Origin of the sequence: Proteiniphilum sp., from assembly GCF_034331125.1 — a bacterium.
In the GTDB taxonomy this organism is placed as follows: Bacteria; Bacteroidota; Bacteroidia; order Bacteroidales; family Dysgonomonadaceae; genus Proteiniphilum; species Proteiniphilum saccharofermentans.
Genome location: NZ_JAXQGC010000002.1, coordinates 1 through 23,914, shown reverse-complemented (window position 1 = coordinate 23,914; position 23,914 = coordinate 1). Strand labels below are relative to the sequence as shown.

The 23,914-nt window shown below is 44.0% G+C and carries 23 protein-coding genes; 14 read left to right on the top strand and 9 right to left on the bottom strand.

Translation table 11 applies throughout. The features are described 5' to 3' along the window. Window positions 1-69 precede the first annotated feature (69 nt). From U2P89_RS00260 to U2P89_RS00200, 13 genes are all read left to right on the top strand, one after another. Window positions 70-1,236, top strand: a complete 1,167-nt coding sequence (locus U2P89_RS00260; RefSeq protein ID WP_322190313.1) for a Gfo/Idh/MocA family oxidoreductase — start codon at window positions 70-72, stop codon at window positions 1,234-1,236. Between the two features lie 134 nt (window positions 1,237-1,370). Beyond that, on the top strand, window positions 1,371-2,936 hold the full coding sequence (locus U2P89_RS00255) for an SUMF1/EgtB/PvdO family nonheme iron enzyme (RefSeq protein ID WP_092027159.1): 1,566 nt from the start codon (window positions 1,371-1,373) through the stop codon (window positions 2,934-2,936). A gap of 75 nt (window positions 2,937-3,011) precedes the next feature. After that, window positions 3,012-4,382: a Gfo/Idh/MocA family oxidoreductase gene (locus U2P89_RS00250; RefSeq protein WP_092027161.1), complete on the top strand. Its 1,371-nt coding sequence runs from the start codon at window positions 3,012-3,014 to the stop codon at window positions 4,380-4,382. Window positions 4,383-4,394: 12 nt separating this feature from the next. After that, window positions 4,395-5,312 (top strand): TIM barrel protein, encoded by a 918-nt coding sequence (locus U2P89_RS00245; RefSeq protein ID WP_092027164.1) that lies wholly within the window; start codon window positions 4,395-4,397, stop codon window positions 5,310-5,312. A gap of 193 nt (window positions 5,313-5,505) precedes the next feature. Then, window positions 5,506-7,950 carry a cytochrome c biogenesis protein CcsA gene (gene ccsA, locus U2P89_RS00240; protein WP_322190312.1) on the top strand — a complete coding sequence of 815 codons (2,445 nt, stop codon included), beginning with the start codon at window positions 5,506-5,508 and terminating at the stop codon, window positions 7,948-7,950. A 48-nt stretch (window positions 7,951-7,998) separates the two neighbouring features. Then, a complete protein-coding gene (locus U2P89_RS00235; RefSeq protein WP_092027169.1) occupies window positions 7,999-8,979 on the top strand; it encodes a Gfo/Idh/MocA family protein in 981 nt (326 codons plus the stop codon). 210 nt (window positions 8,980-9,189) lie between these two features. After that, entirely contained in the window at window positions 9,190-9,330 is a 141-nt protein-coding gene (locus tag U2P89_RS00230) for a hypothetical protein (RefSeq protein WP_175456726.1), read from the top strand. 77 nt (window positions 9,331-9,407) lie between these two features. After that, entirely contained in the window at window positions 9,408-10,475 is a 1,068-nt protein-coding gene (locus U2P89_RS00225; protein ID WP_313381332.1) for a hypothetical protein, read from the top strand. Window positions 10,476-10,498: 23 nt separating this feature from the next. After that, the gene (locus tag U2P89_RS00220; RefSeq protein ID WP_322190311.1) at window positions 10,499-11,380 is read left to right on the top strand and encodes a hypothetical protein; all 882 of its coding nucleotides are present in this window, start codon (window positions 10,499-10,501) and stop codon (window positions 11,378-11,380) included. Then, on the top strand, window positions 11,380-11,820 hold the full coding sequence (locus U2P89_RS00215; protein ID WP_313381334.1) for a S24/S26 family peptidase: 441 nt from the start codon (window positions 11,380-11,382) through the stop codon (window positions 11,818-11,820). Before U2P89_RS00220 ends, U2P89_RS00215 begins: the two co-directional genes overlap by 1 nt. 58 nt (window positions 11,821-11,878) lie before the next feature. Beyond that, window positions 11,879-12,148 (top strand): PqqD family protein, encoded by a 270-nt coding sequence (locus U2P89_RS00210; protein WP_092027177.1) that lies wholly within the window; start codon window positions 11,879-11,881, stop codon window positions 12,146-12,148. Continuing rightward, window positions 12,145-13,266 (top strand): nucleotidyltransferase family protein, encoded by a 1,122-nt coding sequence (locus U2P89_RS00205; protein WP_322190310.1) that lies wholly within the window; start codon window positions 12,145-12,147, stop codon window positions 13,264-13,266. The genes U2P89_RS00210 and U2P89_RS00205 overlap by 4 nt, the downstream gene beginning before the upstream one ends. 10 nt (window positions 13,267-13,276) lie before the next feature. Beyond that, on the top strand, window positions 13,277-14,914 hold the full coding sequence (locus U2P89_RS00200) for an ABC transporter ATP-binding protein (protein ID WP_313381336.1): 1,638 nt from the start codon (window positions 13,277-13,279) through the stop codon (window positions 14,912-14,914). 17 nt (window positions 14,915-14,931) lie between these two features. Here the strand turns inward: U2P89_RS00200 and U2P89_RS00195 are convergent, their stop codons facing one another. Then, window positions 14,932-15,612 (bottom strand): response regulator transcription factor, encoded by a 681-nt coding sequence (locus tag U2P89_RS00195; RefSeq protein ID WP_322190309.1) that lies wholly within the window; start codon window positions 15,610-15,612, stop codon window positions 14,932-14,934. Beyond that, on the bottom strand, window positions 15,609-16,688 hold the full coding sequence (locus U2P89_RS00190; RefSeq protein ID WP_092024884.1) for a sensor histidine kinase: 1,080 nt from the start codon (window positions 16,686-16,688) through the stop codon (window positions 15,609-15,611). Before U2P89_RS00190 ends, U2P89_RS00195 begins: the two co-directional genes overlap by 4 nt. Window positions 16,689-16,732: 44 nt before the next feature. Between U2P89_RS00190 and U2P89_RS00185 the strand changes: the two genes are divergently transcribed. Continuing rightward, window positions 16,733-17,860: a hypothetical protein gene (locus U2P89_RS00185; protein WP_322190308.1), complete on the top strand. Its 1,128-nt coding sequence runs from the start codon at window positions 16,733-16,735 to the stop codon at window positions 17,858-17,860. Window positions 17,861-17,880: 20 nt separating this feature from the next. Here U2P89_RS00185 and U2P89_RS00180 read toward each other — a convergent pair whose 3' ends face one another. From U2P89_RS00180 to U2P89_RS00150, 7 genes are all read right to left on the bottom strand, one after another. Then, on the bottom strand, window positions 17,881-18,846 hold the full coding sequence (locus tag U2P89_RS00180) for a hypothetical protein (RefSeq protein WP_322190307.1): 966 nt from the start codon (window positions 18,844-18,846) through the stop codon (window positions 17,881-17,883). Further along, on the bottom strand, window positions 18,847-19,170 hold the full coding sequence (locus U2P89_RS00175) for a hypothetical protein (protein WP_322190306.1): 324 nt from the start codon (window positions 19,168-19,170) through the stop codon (window positions 18,847-18,849). It lies immediately after the preceding gene. A 186-nt stretch (window positions 19,171-19,356) separates the two neighbouring features. Then, window positions 19,357-20,250, bottom strand: coding sequence for a bile acid:sodium symporter family protein (locus U2P89_RS00170; protein ID WP_092024887.1), 894 nt, complete (start codon window positions 20,248-20,250; stop codon window positions 19,357-19,359). Window positions 20,251-20,431: 181 nt separating this feature from the next. Beyond that, window positions 20,432-21,352 (bottom strand): alpha/beta hydrolase, encoded by a 921-nt coding sequence (locus U2P89_RS00165; RefSeq protein WP_083710957.1) that lies wholly within the window; start codon window positions 21,350-21,352, stop codon window positions 20,432-20,434. Window positions 21,353-21,558: 206 nt separating this feature from the next. Beyond that, window positions 21,559-22,125, bottom strand: a complete 567-nt coding sequence (gene gmk / locus U2P89_RS00160; protein ID WP_076929805.1) for a guanylate kinase — start codon at window positions 22,123-22,125, stop codon at window positions 21,559-21,561. Between the two features lie 45 nt (window positions 22,126-22,170). Beyond that, window positions 22,171-23,043: a YicC/YloC family endoribonuclease gene (locus U2P89_RS00155; protein WP_322190305.1), complete on the bottom strand. Its 873-nt coding sequence runs from the start codon at window positions 23,041-23,043 to the stop codon at window positions 22,171-22,173. A gap of 81 nt (window positions 23,044-23,124) precedes the next feature. Further along, window positions 23,125-23,850, bottom strand: coding sequence for a CDP-alcohol phosphatidyltransferase (locus U2P89_RS00150; protein WP_313381342.1), 726 nt, complete (start codon window positions 23,848-23,850; stop codon window positions 23,125-23,127). Between the last annotated feature and the right edge of the window lie 64 nt (window positions 23,851-23,914).

Sequence of the window (23,914 nt, the reverse complement as noted above, 5' to 3'; positions counted from 1 at the left end):
TTAACGCTGTTACTAATAATTTTGTATCTTTGTTTTCGGACAGTCTAATAAATAATAATATCGGATATTATGAAGCATAAAAAACTTAAAATGGGCATGGTCGGCGGTGGGAGCGATGCCTTTATCGGAGCTATACACCGTCGTGCGGCGTTCATGGATAACCTGATCGAACTGGTCTGTGGTTGTTTCAGTGCCAATCCGGAAATATCAAGAAGTTCGGGAAGGGAATATTTTCTTCCGGATCATCGGATTTATGACAACTACCAAGAAATGTTTGAACGTGAAATGGAGCTGCCTGAAGAAGAACGGATGGATTTTGTGACCATCGTAACCCCCAACAAATGGCATTTTGAACCGGCCATGATGGCACTGGAGAGAGGCATTCACGTGGTACTTGACAAACCGATCACCTTCTCCCTCGAAGAGGCGGTGAAGCTAAGGGAAAAGGTAGAGGAGACCGGTCTGGTACTGGCACTCACACACGTCTACTCGGGATATCCCGCTGTCAAAGAAGCGAAAGCCCGGATTGCCAACGGTGAGTTAGGCAAACTCAGGAAAGTGTATGTGGAATATACCCAGGGGTGGCTCTCACAACGTATAGAATTGCAGGGCGGTAATAACGCCGGATGGAGAACAAATCCCAATACTACCGGTAAAGCGGGATGTATGGGTGATATTGGCACGCATGCCTGGCATTTGGCCGAATATGTGACGGGGCTGAAAGTACAGGAAGTATGCGCCGATCTGCAGACTTATGTGGAGGGACGTCCGGTAGATGATGACGGTGCTTCGTTGTTGCGTTTGGAAAACGGTGTGACCGGTGTGCTGATGGCTACCCAGATAGCTACTGGTGAAGCCAATAATATCCGTATTCGTGTGTATGGTGATAAAGGAGGACTGGAATGGAGGCAGATGGATCCGAACCGGTTAATCCTTAGATGGGACGATAGACCTACACAAGAGCTTTATATGGGGAATAACGAATTCCTGAGCGATCTCGCCAAATGGAATACAAGAACGCCTGCAGGACATCCGGAAGGTTTTATAGAAGCATTTGCCAATATTTACCGGAATTTTGCTTTGACTGTGATGGCCAAAAGAAATGGAGAAGTACCAGTAGGTCTCATTACCGATTTTCCTGACGTGTATGACGGTGTCAGGGGAATGCAGTTTGTGGAAACTATGGTAGAAGCAGGCAAGGATAACGATACAAAATGGTTCAAATGGATAGAATAAAAGATATTTTTGCTAAAAAAGTGTATTTTATAGGTGCATTTTTTTTAATAGAATAAAATTTCGTACTTTTATAGGCAAATAACGGTAATATATAGATAGAAACTATAATTTAAAACTTCTTATCAGAAACTACAATGTCGAAGCGTGCCAGAAGGGAACGGAGAACAGGTAAAAAACTGCACCAACGAAAAGGTTTTTTCCTTCTCATCGGAATATTCATCGGAATTGTCTTTGTTGCAGCCTTGTATCAGACTTCAGTTTATTTTTCCACGAATGAATCGTGTATGATGTGCCATGTGCATCCTCATGCGGAAGAGAGTTGGATGTTGTCGGTACATGTGAATAACTCGAGCGGGGTGATGGTGAACTGTGTGGATTGCCACCTCCCTCCCAAAGACGACACATGGGCTCATTATACGGCAAAAATATCGTTGGGGGCCCGTGACCTGTGGGGATACCTTACCAAGGATCCTGCAGAGATCGACTGGGACAGAAAATCGGAATTGGAACATGCTGTGAAATATATTCCTAACGAGTCTTGTGTAAAATGTCACCAAAATCTCTTTCCACAAGGAATCAGCGATGATGGTATTACGGCACATCTTTATTATGAGGAGAATGCGGAAAAGCTCGATTTGCAGTGTATCAGTTGCCATTTGGATGTAGGGCATTACAACCCGAACTATTCCCATGGGCAGATGGTTGGCGTTCCCGGCATGACCGGAGCTGCAGCAGCAGATACCAGCTTGTTTTATAAGGAGCCGGCGGTGGTCACCGGTTTTGCCAATTATACAGAGCAGATTCCCGGTACGGCAGTTTCGTTTGAGATGATCGCAATCCCTGGTGGTACTTTCAAGATGGGAAGTCCGGAAAAAGAACCTTTCCGCAATCCGGACGAATCGCCTCAGCATGAGGTATCTCTGAGTCCGTTCTTTATGGCGGAGGTAGAAACCACCTGGGATATGTACTGGGCATTCTATGCGGAGACGATGAGCGAAGGGCGTACTCCTCCTGAAACAGTCTATGCGAACAACCTGAATGCTATGGGTGTAGATGCCATATCAGGCCCTACACCGCCATTTGGTTATCCTGACCAGGGTTGGGGACAGGGTGATCGTCCCGCCATAACAATGACCCATTACGCTGCCGAAACATTCTGTCAGTGGTTATCGGAGAAGACCGGTAAGAAATACCGTCTCCCTACCGAGGCTGAGTGGGAATATGCTGCCCGTGGAGGTACGGAAACACCTTATTTCTTTCCCGGAAGTCCGAAAGATTTTTCAGATCAGGGATTTATGCGGAATGTTTTCAAGCCGAAGACCGACGGTATCACCTCGTATGTGGTCTATGACAAAAATAGTAACGGACGTACGCAGCCTCCTTCCGAAGTGATGGCCAATCCTTTCGGATTAAAAAATATGCTGGGTAATGTGATGGAGTATACGGCTGACAAATATGATCCGCAAGCATATGCTAAACGGTCAGGAGTTACCCATAATCCCCGCGTGACCGAAGGTGACGAATGGGTGGTACGTGGAGGACTCTATTCTTCCGATGCGGCTGATGTGCGGAGTGCGAGCCGTAGACATACGCAACACGAAGCATGGTTGAGGACGGACCCGCAACAACCAAAGAGTATCTGGTGGTATTCCGATATAAAAGGGATCGGATTCCGTGTAGTATGTGAACCGGACTTATAGTGGTAAGGTGAAATGGTGGAGAAGTGATAATAACAATAAAAAATCCTAAAACAATAATCTAAAACAATCAAAGTAATGAAGAAAGAAAACAATCTAACCAGAAGGTCATTTCTGAAAACTTCTGCCGTGGCGGGAGCAGTCGGAGTGATCGGTACTGGCTCCGCAGGATTTCTGACATCCTGTAGTGGTGGAGGAAAAGAAGGTAATGTACCTTTGAGAGAGCCTGGTACTTATTATATTCCCGAGCTTCCTGACCTGGCAACTGACGGAAAAGAACTGAAAGCAGGTGTTGTAGGTTGCGGTGGACGTGGTTCGGGAGCAGCCATGAACTTCTTGAATGCAGCCAATGGCGTGACTATCGTCGCTTTGGGTGATGTGTTCCAGGACAGGGTAGACGGTCTGGCGGAAAAATTGAAGAATGAAAAAAATATAGATATTCCTGCCGACAAGCGCTTTGTGGGGCTGGATGCCTACAAACAGGTGATCGATAGCGATATCGACGTACTGATCGACTGCACTCCTCCTTTCTTCCGTCCTGAACATTTCAGATATGCGGTAGAGAAAAACAAACATAGTTTTCTGGAAAAACCGATCTGTGTAGATGCAGCCGGTTATCGTACCATCGTAGCTGCTGCCCGACAGGCACAAGCTAAGAATCTTTCTGTAGTTACCGGAACACAACGCCATCATCAGCGCGCTTATGTGGAATCTTATAAACAGATTATGAATGGCGCTATTGGTGAAATTACCGGCGGAACCGTTTACTGGAACCAAAGTATGTTGTGGTATCGCGATCGTCAACCACAATGGAACGATTTTGAATTTATGGTACGCGACTGGGTGAACTGGAAATGGCTGTCGGGAGACCATATCGTGGAACAGCATGTGCACAATATCGATGTATTTACCTGGTTCTCCGGCCTGAAACCTGTCAGTGCTGTCGGTTTTGGTTCACGCCAACGTCGTGTGACGGGTGACCAGTACGATAATTTCAGTATCGACTTCACCATGGAAAATGGGATCCATATGCATAGTATGTGTCGTCAGATCGACGGTTGTGCTAATAATGTAAGCGAATTTATCCAGGGAACGAAAGGATCGTGGTCGAGCAACGGCGGACATGTGATTAAAGACCTTGCCGGTAACGTGATCTGGCAATATGATAGTGAGGCTGAAAAGACCAGTTTCCAACAAACCGATCCCTATACATTGGAGCATGTCAACCTGATTAACTGTATACGGGGTAACAACCCAATCGAACAGGCATCTGAAACGGCTGTGTCGAATATGGCAGGAATTATGGGGCGTGAAGCGGCTTATACCGGTCAGGAAGTGACCTGGGATGCCATGACTGCCTCTCCGCTCGATTATACTCCTGCCGACTTGAATATCGGTAAAATGGATATGTCCGGATTTACGGTGCCCGTACCGGGAAGTGGAAAATAAAAAGTTGCGATTATGACACTCGACAGGAGAAGATTTTTAAAAACAACCCTTGCCGGTTCAGCAGCTGTGGCCATAGGTGGATGTACTTCGTTTGCTTCGGCAAACGGAAAGGAGGACTCTTGCTCTAAGAGTAAGGCGAAACTGAATATCTCTTTTCAGGAGGGAACCGCTCCCGGAGCCAACCTGAATGAGAAGTTCGATTTCATGGAAAAGCATGGTGTAGTGGGCTTTGAACCTCACGGAAAACCTATGCTTGCGAGATTACAGGAGATGAAAGACGCTCTCAAAGGGCGAAATATAAAAGTGAGTGCCGTCTGTGCCGGTTTTGATGGTTTTATCCTCTCTACCGATCCGAAGATCCGGAAACAATGCCGTGATACGATGGAAGCACTGATGATTGCCGCAGGTGAACTCGAATCAGTAGGTGTAATCATTGTACCTGCTTTTAACAGCCAGGTTCCGGTGATGCCCCACACGCAGGAGACACGCGATTTCCTCTGTGAACAGTTTGACGAGATGGGCACTTTTGCACAACAACATGGCACGACTGTTATTCTCGAGCCGCTGAACCGCAAGGAGGCATTCTATCTCCGTCAGGTGGCTGATGCCGCTTCTATCTGCCGTGATATAAATAATCCGGGAGTGAAATGTTTGGGTGACTTCTGGCACATGACCTGGGAAGAGACTTGCGATATGGCTGCCTTCCTTTCTGCCGGAGATTACCTGCAACACGTGCATATGGCCAGCCGTAAACGGCGCAGCATGCCCGGAGAAGATGGTGATGCAGATGACTATGTGAAGGGGTTTAAAGGGCTCAAGATGCTTGGATACGACAAGTATGTCAGCTTTGAATGCGGTGCTCAGGGAGATCGTAATATAGTAGTGCCGGCAGCCCTTGAATTACTTCGTAAACAGTGGGAAGAAGCGTGAGATCGTTTCTCACGTTGATGGATAATACTACATAGATAATAATGAGTGAGAGATTGATTTCTTTCACTCATTTTTTTACTTCCAAACCAAATTTTGATATTTTTGTAGTAAATAAGAAGTGAAGAATTTCACTTGTCACTAAGTAAATTAAAATAGTCTGAAAGAAACAGAATAGCCCGATTAAAGAATCATTATGGACAAATTTGTACGTTTTCTCTCATCATATAAAGCCTCTATTGTATTGTTGCTCATCTATGCGATTGGTTTGGCAATAGCTACTTTTATCGAAAAATGGATGGGGGCGCAGGCAGCCAAGATGCTGGTCTATTATTCACCACTGTTTTTGTTCCTTCAATTCCTGCTGGTGATGAATTTTATCCTGATCCTTTTCAGTCGTAATTTTATCCAAAGAAAAAAATGGGCCATGGTGGTGATCCATTTCGCCCTTGTGGTTATTCTTTTAGGAGCATTGACCACTTTCCTGTTTGGGAAAGAAGGACAGGTACATATCCGTGAAGGTGAGAAAACTGACCGGATGGTAATGCATACCTCCAAAGGAGTAAAGACGGAAATTTTGCCTTTTGTGTTGGAACTCAAGGATTTCAGGTTAATCCGTTATCCCGGATCGCAGAGCCCTTCCTCCTACGAGAGCGATCTGTTGGTACATGTCGATGGGGAAATTCGAGAGGAAAAAGTGTTTATGAACAACGTATTGGACGTAAAGGGATACCGTTTTTTTCAGGCATCCTACGATCAGGATGAGATGGGTACTATCCTCTCGGTGAACAAAGATGTGGCGGGACGTACTGTGACATATGCCGGCTATCTCATGCTCGTAGCAGGTTTTATCCTTATCTTTTTTATGCCTGATTCCCGATTCCGTAAGTTGCAGCAGCGATTAAAGGAAGTCCGGAAAGGTGCACTCGTTACGATCTTTGTGTTGACAGCTGTATACAGCTATTCACAGGAAATGCCTGACGGTCTGATAGACGACGCGGTACAGCATAACAGGATACCGACGGAGCATGCGGCCCGGTTCGGTAAGTTGCCGGTACAATTCCGGGGACGTACTATGCCGATGAATACTTTCTCTTCAGAGATTCTCCGCAAAGTACATAAAGAACAGACATTCGGCGATCTCAATTCCGATCAGTTTTTGCTGGGTATACTTGCTATGCCGCAGATGTGGATGCAGGTGCCATTCATCGTCTTATCCGATAAAGAAGTCAGTAGACGTTATAACCTGCCCGAAGAATATGTACCCTATTATCATCTTTTCGACCAGCAGGGAAATTACAGGCTGCTACCCCAATTGCAGGAAATTTATCATAAGCCGGCGGATAAGAGAATGTTCTCTGAAAAAGAGCTGGTCAAACTTGATGAACGAGTGAGTATTCTCTATCAGTTATTGAACCATACTCTGTTTGGGATCTACCCCGATCCGAAGGATCCTTCCCATACCTGGTATGCACCGGGTGATGATCTTTCCGCTTTTTCAGAAACGGATTCGCTCTTCATTATCCGGTCGTTCGAACAGTACCTTGAGGAAGTAAGGCAAGCGCTGGGAAATGGTGACTGGTCCAAAGCCGACCAGGCCTTGGATGTGATCGCGTCATACCAGTTGGCTAATGATAAAGCCTCTCTGATTCATCCGAAGAAATTGGAGGCGGAGTTCCGCTATAACAAGATGGATCTCTTTAACCGTGTGAAAACCGGTTATTTTATCTGTGGAGGATTGCTGCTTGTTATCGCTTTGATGCAATTGTTGCGCGAAAAGCGATGGAAGAGTTATGTGGCTATGGCCCTGACCGTGGGTATCATGTTGTTGTTCCTTTGCCACATGTTTGGTATGGGGATGAGATGGTATATCTCGGGGTATGCACCATGGAGTAATTCGTACGAGACAATGGTCTATGTGTCGTGGGCTACTGTACTGGCCGGTTTTATCTTTGGACGGAAAAGTACACTCACACGTGCACTTGCCACGCTTTTTGGTGGAGTTATCCTGTTTGTAGCCGCCCTAAACTGGATGGATCCACAGATCAATACACTGGTACCGGTATTGAAGTCGCCCTGGTTGATGTTTCACGTTGCTGTGATCGTGGCTGCCTACGGATTTTTCGGTATCAGCTTCCTGCTCGGTATCACTAATCTCTCTATAATGGCTTTTACGAAGGATAGTCCGCGTTTATCTTCCCGCATTCAGGAGTTAAGTATCATCAATAATATGTCGTTGTTGGTGGGAGTAGTATTGATGACTACCGGTACATTCCTTGGGGCCGTCTGGGCGAATGAGTCATGGGGCCGGTATTGGGGATGGGATCCCAAGGAGACTTGGGCGCTGATCACCGTAGTAGTTTATTCCATGGTGACCCATTTACACCTGGTGAAGAAATGGAACAATCTGTGGCTTTTTAACCTGCTATCAGTTTTTGCTTTCGCCTCCGTCCTGATGACTTTTCTCGGAGTAAACTATTTCCTTAGCGGGATGCACTCTTATGGTCAGACAGATGGTGTATCTTCCGTATTTCTGTATATTGGGATTGCTTTTGCAGTGCTCGGTATTTTAGGTATAATTTCCTACATGAAAAGTGAAAAGGGAGACAGGGAAACAGGGAGACTGGAGAGGAAAAGTTGAAAACTTGTAATTGATTGACAATTAGTAATTAGTAATTTGTAATTAATTATGATACATTGGGGATTTATCGGTTGTGGTGCTGTCACCGAAAAGAAGAGTGGCCCGGCTTTCAGTAAGGTTAAAGGATCGGATGTGGTAGCAGTGATGCGCCGTGACGGTCAAAAAGCAGAAGACTATGCTCGTCGGCATGGGATAGGGAAGTGGTACGATAATGCCGACGACCTGATTAACGATTCGGCAGTAAATGCGGTATATATAGCTACTCCTCCGGGTTCACATGTCGAATATGCGGTAGCTGCTATGAAGGCCGGTAAACCTGTTTATGTGGAGAAGCCGATGGCCGCTTCTTACGAAGAGTGCCTTCAAATAAACCGTGTCTCCCAAGAGACCGGTGTCCCTTGTTTTGTAGCTTATTATCGCCGTACATTACCCTATTTCCTCAGGGTGAAACAACTGATTGATAACGGACTCCTGGGGAAGATATCTACGGTGCAGATCCGCTTCGCCATTCCTCCCTATAAGGAGGATTACAACCGGGAAACTCTGCCCTGGCGGGTGAAAAAAGATATTGCCGGAGCAGGGTATTTCTATGATCTGGCATCCCATCAACTTGATCTGCTCGATTATCTTTTCGGCGAGATCACCGATGTATACGGATTTACCAATAATGTGGCGGGATTATATGAGGTAGAAGACAGTCTGACCGCGGCTTTCTGCTTCAAGTCCGGTGTCACGGGCAGCGGAAGCTGGAGTTTTGTGGCACCTGAAAACAGCCGTACCGACCTGATCGATATAACCGGCACAAAAGGTAGGCTGACCTTTGCCACTTTCGATTTTGCACCCATCCTCATGGATACAGCCGCAGGCATAGAGGAGTTTCGTGAAGAGAATCCGGAGAATATCCAGTACTTTCTGGTCGAAAGTATTGTCAATTACCTGAACGGACGCGGAGTAGAGCCTGTCAGCACCGGCATTTCGGCTACCCGTGCCAATTGGGTTATGGATAAGATACTGGGAAAAACGACCTGATAGGGAAATATTTCACGATTTTACTTTGAGGTGTACTTTTTTTTATATATTTGTCTTTTTTATTCAATTTATTTGTTTATTTTTGTGAACTAATCGGAGTTCTTTTTGTTCTAATCGCATACGTCGCAGATGCTTCCTGTGGCAGTATCTTGTTTCACAGCAAATAAAATTGACAGATAGTAAGTAATGTTTAACTAATAAAAAAAGACAATGAAAGAAAATCAAGTTCAGAACAATCCACAAAGTGAAGTGGAAGTGGCTTATGAAAAGCCCGCAATCGAAGTGATTGAAATGGAAATGGAGCAACCTGTACTGGTTGCGAGCGGAAGTGACTTTGAACCCGATTGGTAATAAGTTTGTATTCTAGTTGTTTACAGATTTATTGCAGTGAAAAGGATAATGAATTTATAATGATCAAAAAAACTGAAATGAAGAAAATATTTTATCTAATCGGAATCTTCACACTATTCCTAATTATTTCGTGTGACAATGAAGATATTACCCCGTTAGAGCCAGGGGTGAAGGGATATACGCCAACAATACTAGGAACTTTTGGAAAATTCACCGAGAACAATCCTGAAAGTGGTATTAGAGCTGGAGTTATAGAGGATTATGAAGACTTTGTTGCAAATGGTGAGAGATTTTATTGGCATAACGACGACCGTGTAAAAGTGTTATTTGTTGATAATGCAAACCCTGAATCGGAACCAATAGAATTAATTTATCGAGCAGTTGTCCCTACGGATGTGGATGGTAAAGAGATCGATAAGTTGAATACGTCCGACTTTGAGATTGTAGAAGGTGATGGTACAGTGCCTGAAGGGAATTATACTGTCTATAGTTTATATCCTGCCGAAGGTTGGACGAAAAATAGTAGTGGGAAATGGAGTGTTTCGCTGCGGGGTGCCTATGCTACTAATGGATATATATCCATACTTGATGAGTCTTCTAAACATGCGGGTCAATATATGTTTATGAAAGCAATGGCGGAGAATGTGTCGATAGAGAGTGGAGGATCTAATGCGGTAGATCTCTCTTTTAAACACCTTACCTCTGTGATTCGAGTACATGTAGAAAGTCCTGATGCACCTGAATTAGCTAGACTTTACAGACTGAGCATGGGTGTGAGAGATCCCAGTTTACCTGAAGAGCCACCGGGGTTTGAGAGCATCTTTAATCCTATTGATGGTTTTCTAGAAGACCTCGATGCTACTTCGTTGACTACAGCAGGACCCATAAATGTCGCGCGTGTACAGATACCGAACGATCTTTTAACGAACTTGAATGGGCTTGATTTTGATTTGTTTATCCCTATTCTGCCTACAGGAGACTTAGCGAGTAAAACATTTACATTTGTAACTAGTTTTTACGATGAAGAAATGACCACTTCTACACAGGCAAATTATATCTATAAGACTATAGACAGAGAAGGCCCAATTTCTTTTAAAGCAGGTAGGAGTTACTTTTTCGATCTGGGAAAACCTGATCTCCCTTAAGAAATATATAGATATTCATTATTTTGAAGAACAATTTTTTCTATCAGGTAGCCGGGCATCGTTTCCGGCTATCTTTTTCTAATGAATCTTTAGAGGAGGATAGTCTAACCAATTACGCTCCTTTTCGTGTGTCTAAGGAGATCGGTGATTGCCTCTTTTCTCTTTCCATTGTGGACAATCTTTCCGATGAACTCGAATACAAACAAGTGGGGCAGTTTGATAACGACATAGCTTTCATTGGTGTATTCAAGCCCGATAACGGATCTTTTCGTTTTCGGATTGCCTATCCGGGAAGCCGAGACTATTGCACGATGGATACCGATGCTGCTTTTCGGGTGGCACAGGTGAAACTTCCTGCCGGCGATAAGTACCGTTTTTTCTGTCTCAATAACTGCTTAATGTTGCTCTATGCTTTTTCCACAGCCAACCTTGATACACTGATGATGCACGCGTCAGTTATTAAAAATGAGACTGATGGATTTATATTTTTGGGTAAAAGCGGTACCGGAAAGAGTACCCATAGCCGGTTGTGGCTGGATTATATAGAGGGAAGTGAACTGTTGAACGACGACAATCCGGTGGTACGGATTATTGATGGGAATCCCATTGTTTATGGTACACCATGGAGTGGTAAGACTCCCTGTTACCGCAATGAAAAAGCTTTACTGAAAGGGATTGTAAAGTTGGAACAGGCACCACAGAATCAAATTAAAGCATTATCTTTGTTACAGGCTTATGCAATAGTGTTTCCGGCCTGTTCGAGTATGCGCTGGGAAGAGGAGATTGCATCGGGAATACATCGTACGGTGGAAAAACTAGTAAGTACGGTACCCTGCTATCGGCTGTATTGCCTGCCCGATAAGGCTGCGGCAGAATTGTCGGCTACTACAATAAAAGGAGCGTAATGAGGAGTGTCACACTACCCAATGAAGTAATGCTCCCCGAAGTGGCAAAGATGCTCTCGGAGGGTAAGCAGGTTACCATCAAGGCAAAGGGTAACAGTATGCTCCCTTTTATTGTAGGAGGCAGGGATAGTGTAGTGCTGGAAAAAAGGGAGGTATATAATATAGGGGATATAGTGCTGGCGGAAATTGGTTCAAAGCAATTTGTCCTGCACCGTATCCTGAAGATGGATAATGAACAGGTAATCCTGATGGGAGATGGTAATGTTTCCGGAGTGGAGCGGTGCTATAAAGAAAATATTTGTGGTCTGGCAATAACTATTATCCATAAGGGAAAACCGGTTGATTGCCACAGCAGAAGAGAGTATAGAAAAGCTCTCCTGTGGAGAAAGCTTTTGCCGGTTAGGAGATATCTGTTAGCCATATACAGACGAATTATATAGCAGGTAACCCAATGTTATAGGGATGTTCCATCATAAAACTAAAGTGTAAAACAACTGTATGAGGATAAAACAAGGTTTTAAACTTCGCACCGTGGGCAAGGAATACATTGTAGCCGGTGAAGGACTGGCACAAATAGATTTTAATAAATTGATTTCGCTTAACAGTTCTGCTGCTTATTTGTGGCAGGAAGTGGAAGGAAAGGATTTCGATGAAAAGACCCTGGCCGATTTATTGGTGTCGAAATATGGCATACCTCCCGGTCAGGCATTGACCGATGCTAACGATATTGCAAGGAGTTGGATTGACGCAGGGATTGTAGAAGAATGAGCCGCACAGAGCAACAATTTTTCGCTTTGCTACGATCGGGACTATGGGAAAGTCCGGTTGAGAGATCTCTTTTTTCAGGTGATACAGATTGGCGTGCAATTATGAAAATAGCTGCCATGCAAACTGTCAGTGGTATTATTTTCGATGGTATATCTAATTTGCCGGAAGATGTGCAGCCTCCTGCTGCAACCATGCGTCAACTCTATCGGACAGTTATCCGAATAGAACAAAGCCATGAACTGCTGAATGACCGATTGATCCGGATAATAGCTTTATTACAGGCTGAAGGCATCCATCCCATATTACTCAAAGGGCAGGGACTAGCGCAGAATTATCCGAATTCCGCCCGTCGCCAGTGTGGCGATATAGATCTTTATATTGGAAAGAAAGACTACAAAAAAGCTTGCGGTTTGGTTGTTGAAAAGGGGATTGTATCAGGTAACACATTAGAAAGCCATAAACATTTTCATTTCGACTATAAGGGTGTGGAAATTGAATTTCATCGTATCGTAGAAAGACTTCCTGACCCATTCAAAAATAAAATATTTCAGCGATGGACACAATACCATTTACATGGGAATAGATTAAAGGTCTGGAAGCTGAATAATACAGAGGTATTGCTTCCGCCGGCAAATTTTGATGCATTATATGTCTTTTATCATGCTTTCCATCATTTTATTTCGGATGGAATAGGATGCCGCCAATTGAGTGACTGGGCAATCTATCTTCATAAATTCCATGACCAAATAGACCGTCAGGAGCTGATGAAAGACCTCGAAGCTTTCCGGTTCTTGCGTGTATGGCAAATCTTTGGTTGTATAGCTGTACATCAACTGGGGCTTGCAAAAGAAAAATTCCCTTTCTATACGGATAAATTCAGGGATGTCTCTCAAAAAGTAATATTGAAAGATATCCTATTATCCGGTAATTTTGGGCGTTATGATCCGAAATGGCAAACACGTCCTCCCGGTTATCTATCCGGGAAGTTTCACAATTTCAGGATGAAAAACCGGAGAGCGCTGTGTTTATTTTCTACAATTGGTGGAAATGTGGGACTTTACTATCTCTATTATTTGGTCATTGGGATACAACAGATAGTGAATGATAAATTTAAATAAAGGTTGAACCGTGCCAATCAATAGTATACGTCAAATCGGGAGATATTTGAGTGGGATACGTTTTCGTATTCTACTAATTAGCCTGGCTGGCATGCTAAATGTTTGTGCCGGATTATTCTTTGTATGGATATCCAAACAGCTGATCGATATTGCTACCCGCTCCATAGAGGGTAATATGACCCACTATATTGTGTTGCTGATAGCCACTATGGTTGGTCAAATTATCCTGTCGGCATTGAAAAATCGCATGGAAGCAGAGAACGATATATATTTTAAAAACAGATGGCGGTATAAGCTTTTTTCCCGCCTGATGGACAGTACCTGGAATGGGAAGGAGAGTTTTCATAGTGGTGATGCTGTCAACCGTATCGAAGAAGATGTGCGTGTAGTTGCCGAAGGTATTTGTAAATCGTTGCCTGCAGTAATTGTAACCTCTTTCCAGTTCCTGGGTGCCTTCCTTTTCCTGACTAGACTCAATGCCCAATTGGCATGGACGCTTATTTTTATTATGCCGGTCTTTTTGGTATTGAGCAAGATATATGTGAAGCGCATGCGTCGGTTTACAGAGGAGATACGTAATCTGGATAGCCGGGTACAATCTCATATACAGGAGAAACTGCAATATAAGGTGCTGATCCAAACACTTGGACAGAACATACCGGTAACTACTAAGCTAAATTCCATTCAATCCATATTGTATAACCGTGTGATAAAGCGCGCGAATTTCACCGTCTTTTCCCGTACATTGATTATGTCCGGATTTGCTGCCGGTTACCTCATTGCCTTTCTTTGGGGGATAAGAGGCATCTACGAAGGAGCCATCACATTTGGTATGATGACCGCCTTTTTACAATTGGTCGGGCAGATTCAGCGCCCGCTGGTCGAACTCAGCCAGTATATACCTTCGATAGTACATACTATTACCTCTGCCGAAAGACTCAACGAACTGGATGACCTGACCACTGAAATACAAGGCAAACAACAGATGCTTCATGGACAGGTTGGGGTACGTCTCGAAAATATTTCATTTGCTTATCCCGATGGTGACCGACAAATAATAGAACATCTATCGTGTGACTTTACTCCCGGGAGCCGTACGGCAATCATGGGTGAGACGGGGGTAGGTAAAAGCACCCTTATCCGCCTGATGCTGGCCTTGCTGCAACCCCGTGAAGGAAAGGTCTATTTATATAATTCCACACAGGAACTGGAAGCAAGTCCGCTTACACGGTGTAATCTGGTATATGTCCCGCAGGGAAACACTTTGCTTAGTGGAACGATACGTGATAATCTGCTGTTGGGTAATCCGAATGCTACAGACCAGGAGCTCCGCAAAGTATTGATGACAACAGTAGCCGATTTCGTATATGACTTGCCCGATGGACTGGATACCCTTTGCGGAGAGCGAGGGGCGGGGTTAAGTGAAGGCCAATCGCAACGTATCTGCATAGCACGCGGATTACTTCGACCGGGAAATATCCTGTTGCTGGACGAATTCAGTTCTTCACTGGATAAGGAAACTGAACGTCTGCTTATGGAGCGTCTTATTTCACAAACCAAGGATAAAACCCTGATATTTATTACACATAGGGAAATCGTGACACAATATTGCGGGCAAACAATCAAATTGGAGCGGAGAAGCCGGTAATCATCCCGCAAATAACATTATCCTACAGACAACATATATCCTTTTCGCACAACCGATACAATTTTCAGGGATTTGTCGGATTGCAAAGCACGTCGCAGATATGTTATCTGTACATTTAGCGCAAGCGAATTGGTATAATTATTGGTACCCCAGACCTTGTTGAGAAGGAGCTCCCGGCTTACCGTCTCATTGATGTTTTCTGCCAGGAGACGTAATATATCGGCCTGGCGGGATGTGATGATGGTTTTGGTATTTCCGGTAATCAGTTCGTTAGTGGTATAGTGGAATGAGATATTCCCAATTTTGTAAATTTTTTGATTCGTTTCGGATGGATTACCCAAACGCTCTTCTATCCGGGCCAATAGTTCTTCCGGATAAAACGGCTTGGCGAGATAGTCGTTCCCTTTCAGTTGAAATCCTTTTAACCTGTCGTTTTTATCGCTTCGGTCGGTCAGGAAAAAGATAAGTACCTTGTTGTCTTTCGCCCGAATCTCTCTCGCCACTTCAAAGCCATTCATCTCAGGCATATTCACATCCAGAAGCACCAAACCGGGTTTTATTTCATTGAAAAGATCCAGGGCAATGCGTCCGTTCCCCGCATAAGTGACGTTGTAACCGTTGTGCGTGAGGAAATCTTTCAACAAAAGTGCATATTTGATATCGTCGTCGGCAAAAAGTATTTTCAGGGATGGTTTCATTGTCGGGGAATTTTAACGGTTATGGTGGTGCCATAGTTGGGTTTGGACAGGACATCTACAGTTCCCCGATGGGCTTCCACCGCCATTTTTACATAGCTCAGCCCGAGTCCCATGCCGGGCAGCGATGCCACGTAGTCATTTTTTGAACGGAAGAAGGGTTCGAAGATATGGCTTTGTTCCGAGGCCGGAATACCAATCCCATTGTCCGATATGCTGAAAGACAGTCCATTGTCGTCAATTCCGGCATTTACCCGGATAACCGGCTCCTCTCCCGAATATTTTATCGCATTTTCCAGCAGATTGATCACAATATTGTTCATTATCATTTTATCAGCAGTAACAGGGAGAGGAGTGCCGGGAAAATCGGTTTCGATGTGGAATTGTTTTCCCGCATTTTTCTGTACGTTTTCAATACAACCGGTAAGTACAACAGTGAAATCAAAATATGAAAGGTGGAGGCTTCCGGCAATTGTTTCAGCCTGGTTTACGTCCCGTAGCTTCTGCAAATAAGAGGTAAAGTTATCGGTTTCGATGCGGGCATTGTTCAGCATTTCCGATTCTTCCGGAGAAGATTGTTGCAGGTATGAAACAATGGTTTTGAGTGTCTGTACCGGTCGTTTCAATTCATGAATGGTCGTATTGACGAAATTCTGCCTCAATTTATTGATCCGTTGTTGCCGGGTGATGGTCTGTACCTGGAGCAGCAGGCAGACGATAAGCACTAAAACCAATATGATGCTTATGATGATCTGTACCGTCATTGCTTTGATGATATGGGCGGGAGCTACCGGAACAGTTATTATGGCTACTTTTCTTTTTAGTACATTATAGGGGATTTCCACGGTAACGGAAGGATTTGCAATGGACAACTGTTTCATTGTTTTCGGTTGCCATAAGACAGAGTCGGGCGGCAATGATAACGTATCGATCCGGCTGGCTAGGTTCCCCGTTTTTAGTTGTACGATACTGTCCACATCACTTATTTTAAATGGAGAGTTTATATCGACAAGGAACAGGTCTACGGCATCGTATACCAGGTTTTGATTTTCTGAAGTTCTGAAACGGAAGGTATTCACGAGAGTAGAATCGGCAGGCGCAATCGAACGGTCACGACCAGCCTATGCTGTTGGAAGGATTGTATGCCCGTGCAGAATCGGGATGGATCATTCGCCGGACAGAGGTCAGACAACATTATACCGTCGGAGCGTCTGTCGATTTGAACAATCTGAAGAATCATCATCGCCTGTGGGTGACCCCTGCCTATGAGTATCTGTTCAAATCACTTACGTTCAGGATGTCGGCACCTTTGCAGGCAGTGCTGTTCCCGGGGGATAAGGAGGTGTTATATCTGGCCGGACTTACTTTCAGGACAGACTACAAAATAAATTACGCATGGAATGCCCGTTTATCGGCTCGATACGGAAAAGAACTCAATGATATCACGGCATTTTACTTGAAACCCTATTTTACTGATTATCGAACCACAATGGAAAATGAAACGGGTATACCGGTTACCGACAAGCAACTTTATACATTACGGACGGATTATAAAAATACATTGCAGGAGTTTTTTGTAACTGCCGATCTGACGGTATCGCGTAGCCGGGTAAATCATACCCTGGAGCAAAGTGTCAGGGATAATATATTCTGGTGGACTCGCCGGTATATACCGCATCGTGAATCTTCGTATGGCATAAATACGGTTGTTTCAAAAGGATTTTTCGATATCAATACCAAGGTATCGGCAGAGGTATCCTATTGGTACAATCAATCGGCACAGATACGGGAAGGCGTGTGGATGCCTTTCTCTTTCCGGACGCTTATGATAAAACCCTCTTTCTCCATATCTCTAACCCGACAGGCAGAGATGGCATATAACGGAGAGTTACGGCGGCAATGGTCCTCTTTCGGGGACAATCCCGACAAATCGGGACAAGTAGCGTCATTAAGCGGCTTGTGGAATATGAGCCACAAAGGATCTTTTTATTATATGCAGCGACGATTAGACCTGTCTGCTTCGGCAGAGTATTTCCGTAATGAAATAACTCCCGATCATTCGGTGAATCTTCTTTTTATGGATGTTGCAGCCTCCTATAAATTTCCTCGCATGACGTTGCAGCTCCAATTGAATAATTTATTGAATCACGGTGATTACAGTTATACCGTGTATCATCCGTTGTCCCTCTATTCATCCCAAATAGCTATTCGTCCGAGAGAAATTCTATTTCGGGTAATAATGGATCTTTAAATTTACTTTAAATTTATTTCTTAAAACCGGCTTTTAAAAATAGTGGGATTGATGGTGAGGCTCACATAGGCCCAATCCTGCCACGAATCGGGATTGCCGGGGCGGTCTTTTGCGATAGGCATGGCGTCGGTGGCGAGCATAAAGGAATAACCTCCTTCGAGCATGATATGCTTGCGGATGGGATAGGTGAAGGTGAAATCTATTTCTGAGCCTAACACTTTCTTATTTGTTCCATCCACATCAATCGGTTGTTGGGAAGAGAAGTGATGATACCTCAGGTCCAGGCCCAGTTTCTTCCATGGATTCCAGTTCAGGCCGATGTATTTATCCCACACGCCATAATAATCGTATCCCCTGAAATAGTCCATGGATCCCATAAACGAGTGGTTGGAGCGATATAACAAATCCATCCTGGTCACTTTTTCAGAATCCGGATCCTGTCCCGGGTGAAGTTCTGTTCCACCGTAGAGGAAAAGCTGGGGTTTGAACGCGTAGCGCCCTCTCAGGGCCAGCATATAAGCATTCACCTTTTCGTCATTACTGTTAGTCCCTGTCTGGTAATAGAATGTTCCCATGACATTCCAGATATTGTTTTTGTAACCGATATTGGTACCCATAGTCTGCATGTACACTTTCTTGCTGTTTGCCGGTTCGTTTCCGGTAGCAGGATCACCTGTTTCAAAACCGAGATTGATAAAGAGGGCTGACGCGGTAAATCCGGTTGGGTTCCGGTATTGGTACCAGGCCATTTGCATATTCTGATAGGGTTGTCCTACGGGTTCATAGAAAGTGCCCTCGTTGGTTTTTTCACGTGACTGATTATAAGCTAATGCCAGATGTATTGTATTCATCGGATTCTCATAACCCAATTTTACTGCATCATGCCAGATGCCGGTAGGTGTCCAGCTGGATTCCGACAGGATACGTCCATCGTCATAACTGAGCGACTGGCGTCCTATTTTGGCAAAGAACCCGTCGTGTCGCATTTATGCCCATGCTTCATGCATGGTGGTACGTGCACCGTCATTATCGTTTTGACGCTTCTGTCCCCAGACGGAGATATCTTGGGCAGCTATCCGGGCGGAGAGAAATCCATTGTCGAAGTTGGCTCCTATACGTGCACGATTGGAGATAAATGCCGATGGTTTGTCGGTTTCCAGACGGGGATAGGAATATCCGTTACGGTATTCGAATCTGGGTCGGAGATTGATGTCGATAGAGAATTCACCTCCTTTTTCTTCCTCTTGTGCGTTCATTTGAAGAGGAAAAACAAATATTACCAGAAGTGCGATAGCAATGAATTTTTGCATGATAAATTAAGTTTGGAGTTTGTTAGTTACTCGTTTATTATGGCGATAAAGATAGTAAATTAAAATTACTAATTACCAATTACCAATTACCAATTTTAATCTCATTTTCTTACGTAGGCACTTAACCACCCAGGCACCTTTCCACATTATCAATCATCACATCATCGAATTGGCAAGTGCATTACATTAATTTTTCCGTTTCTCCCTCCATATCTGCCAGGAATTAACCAGGTTTTGCCATATTACATACATTCCCGGGCCGAGTGTGGCGAGCGGGTTCAGGTAAGTCTGGGTGAGCCAGATGGCAAGTACAGTGTTTTTCTGTCCCAGACTTTGGCCTCCGGCTACGGTTTGTCCGAAACGACGGCCGATTTTTCTTCCAAAATAAAACTGTAGAAGGCAGATCACCAGTGAAACGGTGCCGATAATAATCTCAATAAGGTAATGGTCATTACCTTGCATGCGTACGTAATAGGTGATGTTGCCGATCACAATGGTAAGTGCCGCTGCCCAGAGGTAGAAAGAGACTATCTGTGCCGATTGTACTTTCTTGTGTATCCGGGGTGCCGTTTTTTTTAGGAATATTGCCAGTAGGAAGGGCAATACCAGGATAGGGATAACACTACGGAAGATATGCCAGAAGGAGGCTGCCAATGAGATAGTATCATTACTTTCTCCTACAAGAGAGAGAAATAGTGGAGCTATAAGGGCTACCGATAGATTGCTAATAATGGCATATGCGGCTGTCACCGCAATACTGCCCCCCAACATTCCGGTCACAACCGGTGCTGAGGTTGCTGTGGCTGTCAGCATACAAATCATGGCTGCCTGCGCGAGGGTCTCATTAAATGGACGAAACGCGAGATAGATAAGCGCACTCCCCACATATTGGATGGCCAGAAGAATGTAGTGGAACTTGGTGAGCCTGATATCGCTCATTCTCACCCGGCAGTAAGTGATAAAGAGCATCATTGCCAGGAGATAAGGGATAGCGGGAGAAAGTACCGATAATTGCCTGTGAAATGCAATCCCCAAAATCATTGCGATGGGAAGCAGATATTTCTCAATGTATTTGCGCATGCAGTTCTAATCGTTTTCTAAATATGTGGTGAAGAAGGATTTTGATTGAAGTGGATAGGTGCTTAGTTGCTTAGATGCCTAAATGCCTAAATGCTTAGATGTATAGTTTTATTGATAATTAATTAGCAATTTGTAATTTGTAATTTGTAATTTGTAATTTGTAATTTGTAATTTGTAATTGTTAATTATAATAGTTCCCCGGAGTAGTAGAAGTATCTGATTTCCGAAGCATATCTTTGAGATTGATATCAATCATCCACTGTTTACCATTGAATACCCAATCGTTAATGAATTGTTCGATCTCCGGAAGGAATTCCTGTATGGGATATTCCGAAACTTCATGTCCTATATCTTCCATACTGTAAAACATATAGGGATATCGTTCACTCCTGAATTTTTTTGCCAATGGTTTCGAACCGAACATACCCATTTTGAAAAAACGGGTCTTGTCATATGGTACGAGATTATCCGCACTGCCGTGGAAGAAGAGGGTAGGAGCGGGAGGTTGTGTGTATGAGGGCGTGCCTTCGGTACTAAAAATAGCACCGGCGAATGAGATTACACCTGCGTAATTGAAATCGTCCGGCAGCACATCTGCCGAGGGACGGTTATCCCTGTTTTCGTAATCTGCCTGCAATACGGTAATAGCTCCTGCACTCGATCCGCTAATGATGATGAGTGACGGGTCGATAGATAGTGCTTCGGCATTCTCCAGCAAATAATTAGTGGCTGAATAGAGGTCTTCTACCGCGATTGCGATAGCATTCCGGATAGGTTTATTGTTGAATACGCCAGGTGCTTTCTGGTTTTTCATCCCTAAGCGGTAGTCGATCGAAACGACGGTGAATCCCTTTTTGGCGAAATAGTTGAAGTAGGGGTGATAGAGTTCCGCATCCCGTGTACCGGCTTTGAAACCACCACCAAAAACAAAAAGAAGGCATGGCTGTGGTTGCTGCGACTCAGATTCAATTTTATAAATATCCATCTTCAGTTCTTCACCTGCCTTCTCGGCATAGAGGCGTGTTTCTTTATGTATAGTCTGGCCGAAGAGGGTCAGTGTCAGGAAAAGGAGGCCACTAAGAAGAAGTAGTTTATTAATCATAGCACTTTTTTTAATTGATAATTGACAGTTGACAATTATTGATTGCGATTTTATAATTAGTTGAATGTTAATTAATTATTATGTTAATCTGTAAATATTTAATTTTCAATTAGCAACAAACTGCCACATTTTTGAATTGTCCATTGTCCATTGTCCATTGTCCATTGTCCATTATCCATTGTCCATTATCCATTGTCCATTATCCATTATCCATTATCAATAAAATCAGTAACCAATCTCAACACTTCCTCTTTCGCCTGGTCGTAGTCTTCGTTATGAACGATTACATCGAATTGTGGGGCAAAGCTCATCTCATATTCTGCTTTGGCAAGACGGTGTTCGATCACTGCAGGAGCATCGGTTCCCCGTTTTTCAAGGCGCTCTCGTAATGTTTCAACCGACGGTGGCATTACAAAAATACTTAGGGCACGGTCGCCGTATATCCTTTTAATGTTTAATCCACCAACACAATCCACATCAAAAACAACATTTGTCCCTTCGGAAAGAATACGATCTACTTCACTTTTTAACGTGCCGTAGAATTTATCTTTATATACCTCTTCGTATTCCAGGAATTCATTGTTGGCAATGCGTCTGCGGAATTCTTCCGGTGTAAGGAAATAATATTCAACACCATCCTTCTCTTCCCCACGTGGCTCGCGGCTGGTTGCCGAGATTGAAAACCGGATGTTTAATCCCTGCTCCAGTAAGAATCTTATTAGTGTTGATTTTCCGGCACCCGAAGGAGCTGAGAAAATAATCAGTTTGGCCATTGTAAATCACTTTTGGGCTATTGGCATTCAGAGCCATACCGGTAGTTATAGAACATTTAAAATTTGCTCTTTCATCTGTTCCAGTTCATCTTTCATCTGCACCACGATCCGTTGCATACCCGATTGGTTGGATTTTGACCCGAGGGTATTGATCTCACGGCCAATCTCCTGCGCGATGAATCCGAGTTTTTTTCCCTGTGGCTCTTTTTCTTGCAGGGTGGTGAGGAAATAATCGAGATGATGTGCCAGTCGGCTTTTTTCTTCATTCACATCCAGTTTCTCAATATAGTAGATCATCTCCTGCTCGAACCGGTTTTTATCGTAGTCGATTCCTTCCAAGCTGTTCAATCCTTCACGGATACGGCATTTGACCTTTTCAATCCTTTCTTCTTCAAAAGGCTCCACAGCTTCCAATAGGGAACGGATATTGTTGATCTTCGTTATCAATACCTGTGCCAGCATCTCCCCTTCTTGTCTCCGGAAAGCGATGGTATCGTCTACTGCGCTATTGACAGCCTGTTCAATGAGATTCCATTCCTCATCACTTAACTCTTCCTGTTCCTGCTTCATCACATCCGGAAGACGTAACAGAACAGAGAACCATTCCTGGGGTTGGGGAATATTCAATTCGGAAGACAATCCACTGATCTCCCGGTGATATTGGCTTAACACGTTGTGATCGATCTTCGATGTCACATCTTTGGCAATCACCTCCACATTTATGGAGAGATCCACTTTACCTCGTACCAGGCAGCGGGCTAATGAATTTCGTAAAGCAATTTCTTTTTCGCGATAAGTTGAGGGAAGGCGTGTAAACAAATCAAATTGCTTACTGTTTAATGATTTTATCTCAACTGTTATTTTTTTATTCGGGAGTTCTGCCACGGCTTTACCGTATCCCGTCATTGAATGCGTCATTTTTATATGAATTTAGACACAAAGGTAAGGATTTTTAGCATATGTCTCCCTCCTTATAGGGTGCAAGTTACAGGTTGGCACTTAAGCATTTTCAGTCCGTTTCTTTTTGTATTCCTCCTCTTTCATTTGTCGATCGGTTTTGTCGCGTTCGTCGGCCAGTTTGAGGAGCTTGGATGCTTCTATTAAGTTGGATACCAAAAGCACAAGGCAAGCGATCGAGGCGAGATATTGAATGGAGCCCGGGACAAATACCTCCACGGTGATAATGGTTCCTAATAATAACCGTACTTCTGTAGGGCCAAAGATACCTGAGTCAATGGAATATTGGCCTCCGATCTTATAACGCAACTGGGCGGTAATCATCTCCCATCCATAGAGAACGACGAACAAGAAACCTACATATTTCCACAATCCCGGAGCATAGATGGTATAACCAAGCCCGATAATGAAGGTGCCGATCCAGTCTACAGTTACGTCTAGAGAGAAGCCATACCACTTGCGGGGTTTATTGCGATAATAGGCTAAGCGACCGTCAAGTGAGTCTCCTATCCAGTTGATTACGAAACCGAGAAGGGAAACTAATAGCAAATAACGGTTTATAAAAGCTCCCATCACAAAACTGGAGGCAACCATTATGTTCCCAAAAAATCCGATAGCGGTAAGCCCGTCGGATGAGATCCATGAAGGGACTTTCTGTACCAGATAGGCAATGGATTTTTGTTCCCACTCACGAAGTATATTTGTTCTCTCACGATCTTTAGCGATCAGTTTGAGAGACTTTACCATTTCTCGTCTGTTATTCTTCATACGACTTCTTTTTTATTTTTCAAGTTCGTTAGTTAAAACTATGCACTTTCAGTGCAAGGCTTTA

What these genes read in the sequence shown, in the direction of transcription:
- U2P89_RS00260 (WP_322190313.1), top strand. Translation starts at nt 70, where the DNA reads ATGAAGCATAAAAAACTTAAAATGGGCATGGTCGGCGGTGGGAGCGAT.
- U2P89_RS00255 (WP_092027159.1), top strand. Translation starts at nt 1,371, where the DNA reads ATGTCGAAGCGTGCCAGAAGGGAACGGAGAACAGGTAAAAAACTGCAC.
- U2P89_RS00250 (WP_092027161.1), top strand. Translation starts at nt 3,012, where the DNA reads ATGAAGAAAGAAAACAATCTAACCAGAAGGTCATTTCTGAAAACTTCT.
- U2P89_RS00245 (WP_092027164.1), top strand. Translation starts at nt 4,395, where the DNA reads ATGACACTCGACAGGAGAAGATTTTTAAAAACAACCCTTGCCGGTTCA.
- ccsA (WP_322190312.1), top strand. Translation starts at nt 5,506, where the DNA reads ATGGACAAATTTGTACGTTTTCTCTCATCATATAAAGCCTCTATTGTA.
- U2P89_RS00235 (WP_092027169.1), top strand. Translation starts at nt 7,999, where the DNA reads ATGATACATTGGGGATTTATCGGTTGTGGTGCTGTCACCGAAAAGAAG.
- U2P89_RS00230 (WP_175456726.1), top strand. Translation starts at nt 9,190, where the DNA reads ATGAAAGAAAATCAAGTTCAGAACAATCCACAAAGTGAAGTGGAAGTG.
- U2P89_RS00225 (WP_313381332.1), top strand. Translation starts at nt 9,408, where the DNA reads ATGAAGAAAATATTTTATCTAATCGGAATCTTCACACTATTCCTAATT.
- U2P89_RS00215 (WP_313381334.1), top strand. Translation starts at nt 11,380, where the DNA reads ATGAGGAGTGTCACACTACCCAATGAAGTAATGCTCCCCGAAGTGGCA.
- U2P89_RS00210 (WP_092027177.1), top strand. Translation starts at nt 11,879, where the DNA reads ATGAGGATAAAACAAGGTTTTAAACTTCGCACCGTGGGCAAGGAATAC.
- U2P89_RS00205 (WP_322190310.1), top strand. Translation starts at nt 12,145, where the DNA reads ATGAGCCGCACAGAGCAACAATTTTTCGCTTTGCTACGATCGGGACTA.
- U2P89_RS00195 (WP_322190309.1), bottom strand. Translation starts at nt 15,612, where the DNA reads ATGAAACCATCCCTGAAAATACTTTTTGCCGACGACGATATCAAATAT.
- U2P89_RS00185 (WP_322190308.1), top strand. Translation starts at nt 16,733, where the DNA reads ATGCTGTTGGAAGGATTGTATGCCCGTGCAGAATCGGGATGGATCATT.
- U2P89_RS00180 (WP_322190307.1), bottom strand. Translation starts at nt 18,846, where the DNA reads ATGCGACACGACGGGTTCTTTGCCAAAATAGGACGCCAGTCGCTCAGT.
- U2P89_RS00175 (WP_322190306.1), bottom strand. Translation starts at nt 19,170, where the DNA reads ATGCAAAAATTCATTGCTATCGCACTTCTGGTAATATTTGTTTTTCCT.
- U2P89_RS00170 (WP_092024887.1), bottom strand. Translation starts at nt 20,250, where the DNA reads ATGCGCAAATACATTGAGAAATATCTGCTTCCCATCGCAATGATTTTG.
- U2P89_RS00165 (WP_083710957.1), bottom strand. Translation starts at nt 21,352, where the DNA reads ATGATTAATAAACTACTTCTTCTTAGTGGCCTCCTTTTCCTGACACTG.
- gmk (WP_076929805.1), bottom strand. Translation starts at nt 22,125, where the DNA reads ATGGCCAAACTGATTATTTTCTCAGCTCCTTCGGGTGCCGGAAAATCA.
- U2P89_RS00155 (WP_322190305.1), bottom strand. Translation starts at nt 23,043, where the DNA reads ATGACGCATTCAATGACGGGATACGGTAAAGCCGTGGCAGAACTCCCG.
- U2P89_RS00150 (WP_313381342.1), bottom strand. Translation starts at nt 23,850, where the DNA reads ATGAAGAATAACAGACGAGAAATGGTAAAGTCTCTCAAACTGATCGCT.